2 protein-coding genes and 1 pseudogene are annotated in these 3,479 nt (G+C 65.7%); 1 reads left to right on the forward strand and 2 read right to left on the reverse strand.

Features of this window, described 5'->3' with window-relative positions; genetic code table 11:
- Positions 1–90: 90 nt before the first annotated feature.
- Positions 91–414, reverse strand: coding sequence for a DUF6122 family protein (locus ACE026_RS10740; RefSeq protein WP_486038985.1), 324 nt, complete (start codon positions 412–414; stop codon positions 91–93).
- 94 nt (positions 415–508) lie between these two features.
- Positions 509–2,399: pseudogene (gene speA, locus ACE026_RS10745) on the reverse strand (arginine decarboxylase).
- 192 nt (positions 2,400–2,591) lie between these two features.
- Between speA and speE the strand changes: the two are divergent.
- Positions 2,592–3,446, forward strand: coding sequence for a polyamine aminopropyltransferase (speE, locus tag ACE026_RS10750; RefSeq protein WP_486038986.1), 855 nt, complete (start codon positions 2,592–2,594; stop codon positions 3,444–3,446).
- The last annotated feature ends 33 nt before the right edge of the window (positions 3,447–3,479 follow it).

A 3,479-nucleotide genomic window follows, 5' to 3' on the forward strand; every position in this document is an offset into this window, starting at 1 on the left:
CCCCCCCCCCCCCCCCCCCCCCCCCCCCCCCCCACTACCGGTCATGTGCAGCGGATCGGAGGCTGCACGACATCCACGCGTAGCGTGGCTTCACCTGCCGGCGTGCATCCACCAGCAATCAATGGCATCCAGCACGATGTGGATGATCAAGCCGATGCCGAACAACCGCGTTTTCTTCGGTACGCACAGCCCCGCATACACCGCGATCGCCGGTGCGGTGTGCAGCGGATGGAAGCCGATGCTGCAGCGGTTCGAGGCGTAGATCGGGTCGGCCAGCAGGTGGTCCAGATCGATGATCCAGCCCAGCAGCATCAGCACCCAGGCGGACATGAAACGCTTGCGCCAGAACATCCACGCCAGCACCGCTGGTACGGCCGCATGCAGGAACAGATGAAAGATCGCGCGGGCGCTCATGGGGTTTCCAGGTGCCTTGAAGGAACCGACGGGCCGTGCCCGACGCTACGCACGGCCGGGTGAGGCCCGGAGGCCATCACCCGTCGCCACCGGCTTACGCCAGGGGCTCGTCGGACAGGTAGGTGTAGCCGGTCAGACCGGCTTCCAGTGCCTCGGACAGCTCCTGCGCGCGCTCGGGCGAGAGCTTCGCCGCCGCCACGCGCTCGGCGTAGCTGGCGCGCAGATCGGCCAAGCTGTAGCCCACGTAGTCCAGCATCACATCGGTGGTATCACCGCGGCGCTGCTGGGTGATCGCGTAGCCATCGGCATCGGCCAGCACTTCCACCGCGTCGGTGTCGCCGAACAGGTTGTGGATGTCGCCCAGGATTTCCTGGTACGCACCGACCATGAAGAACGCGATGCGGTAGCTTTCGCCGGACTTCAGCGCATGCAGCGGCAGCGAGGTGTCCAGGCTTTCGTTCTCGACATAGGTTTTCACCATGCCGTCCGAATCGCACGTCATGTCCGCGATGATGCCGCGGCGCTCGGGCTGCTCGTTCAGGCGCTCGATCGGCACGATCGGGAACACCTGGTCGATCGCCCACGCATCGGGAATCGATTCGAACACGCTGAAGTTGACGAAGTACTTGTCGACCAGGCGCTCGTTCAACTCGTCCAGCGCCGGGCGATGGCTCTTCTCGTCGTAGCTCAGGCGGGCACGCACGGCATGGGCGATGGCGTAGAACAGGTCGTCGATGCGGGCGCGCTGCGGCAGGTCGATCTGGCCCAGCGCATAGCTGGACAGGCCTTCGGCATGGAAGTGCTGCGCTTCCTGGAACAGCTCCACCGCCGGGCGCTCGTCGAGCTCGGCGTGGATCTCGCGCAGGTGGCGGATCGCCGCCGGCTCGTCGTCGTGCTGGTCCGGCACGCGGCCTTCCTGCGCCTGCTCCACCTCGGAGACGTTGGCGATCAGCACCGCGTGGTGCGCGGTCATCGCGCGGCCGCACTCGGTGACGATCCGCGGCGGGGTCAGGCCGTGCTCCTCGCAGGCATTGGCCAGCGGCTGCACGATGTTGCTGGCGTAGGAGTTCAGGCCGTAATTGATCGAGCAGAAGCTGCGCGAGCGGGTGCCTTCGTAATCCACGCCCAGGCCACCGCCGACGTCCACGTGGGTGATCTTCGCGCCCAGGCGCGAGAGCTCCACGAAGTAGCGGGTGGCTTCGCGCATGCCATTGGCGATGTCGCGCACGTTGGAGATCTGCGAGCCCATGTGGAAATGCAGCAGGCTCAAGCAGTCGGCGTATTCGGTATCGCGCAGCGACTTCCACAGGTCCAGCAGCTGGCGCGGGGACAGGCCGAACTTGGCCTTGTCGCCGCCACTGTTCTGCCACTTGCCCGCACCCAGCGACGCCAGGCGCATGCGCACGCCCAGGCCCGGCTTCACATCCAGCGCCTTGGATTCCTCCAGCACCAGCTTCAGCTCGGACGGCTTCTCGATCACGATGAAGGTCTGCAGGCCCAGCTTGCGGCCGATCAGGGCCAGGCGGATGTACTCGCGGTCCTTGTAGCCATTGCAGACGATCAGCCCGCCCGGGCGCGACAGCGCCAGCACGGCCATCAGCTCGGGCTTGCTGCCCGCTTCCAGGCCGAAGCCCTCGCCGTGGTGGCTGGCCAGGGTGCCGGCCCCCGCCACGGTGCTGGTTGACCTTGATCGGGTACACGGCGGTGTAGCCGCCCGGGTAGTCCCAGTCGGTCTGCGCCTGCGCGAACGCGGCCTGCAGCTTGCCCAGGCGCTGGCCCAGGATGTCCGGGAAGCGCACCAGCAGCGGCAGCTTGGCGCCGGCCTCGCGGGCGGCATCGACGATTTTCGGCAGCGATACCACCGGGCCGTCCTGGCCAGTCGGTCTCACCACCATGTGTCCTGCCTGATCCACGTCGAAGTAACCATCCGCCCAATGCGGAATCGAGTAGGTCTTGCGGGCTTGGTCGAGGGACCAATCGGTCATTTCAGTGGGCCTGGTTGGTAAAAAAGGGGGTGCATGATAACGCCTATGTGGCGACAGCTCCGTTATCATGCGCGCCCGCGCCCGTGCTCAGGCTTGAAACCTGAACGGGCCAACCCGTCCGGACGTGGCTTGCGCCACGCGGCACCGCCGCCAGCCCGGCTCCAACACCCTTCCGAACAGGACTGCTGCTCCATGACTGACAACAACAACTGGTACATCGAACACTTCGAGCGCACCGGCTCGGCCATCGGCTACCGCCTGACCGGCAAGCTGGATGAAGTGCAGTCGCCGTTCCAGAAGATCGAGATCTTCGCGACCACCGATTGGGGCAACCTGATGACCATCGATGGCGCCATCATGTTGACCAGCAAGGACAACTTCTTCTATCACGAGATGATCAGCCACCCGGTGCTGTTCACCCATGCCGCGCCCAAGCGCGTGGTGATCATCGGCGGCGGCGACTGCGGCACCCTGCGCGAAGTGCTCAAGCACGCCGGCGTGGAGAGCGTGACCCAGTGCGACATCGATGAGCAGGTCACCGTGATGGCCCGCAAGCACTTCCCGGAGCTGTGCGATTCCAACGACGACCCGCGCGCCGAGCTGATGTTCGACGACGGCGTGGCCTACATGGCCAACTGCCCGGCCGGCAGCGTGGACGTGGTGATCGTGGATTCGACCGATCCGGTCGGCCCGGGCGAAGGCCTGTTCAACAAGGCGTTCTACGAGAGCTGCTTCAAGGCCCTGAAGGACGACGGCATCCTGGTGCAGCAGTCCGAATCGCCGCTGATGCAGCTGGACCTGATCAACGAAATGCGCGCCGAGATGGGCAAGGCCGGCTTCGGTTCGTTCAAGACCCTGCCGTTCCCGCAGCCGTGCTACCCGACCGGCTGGTGGAGCGTGACCCTGGCCCGCAAGGGCGAGAGCAGCTTCGATTTCCGCCAGGCCGATTCGGCCGCCAAGTCGTTCGATACGCTGTACTACACCGCCGCGCTGCACACCGGTGTGCTGGTGACCCCGCCGTTCGTGGCTTCAGCCCTGAAGGGCTGATGCGTTAAGCGTCGGTTTCGATCGTTGCCGCGC

It is taken from the genome of Stenotrophomonas sp. AGC87 (genome assembly GCF_057333975.1).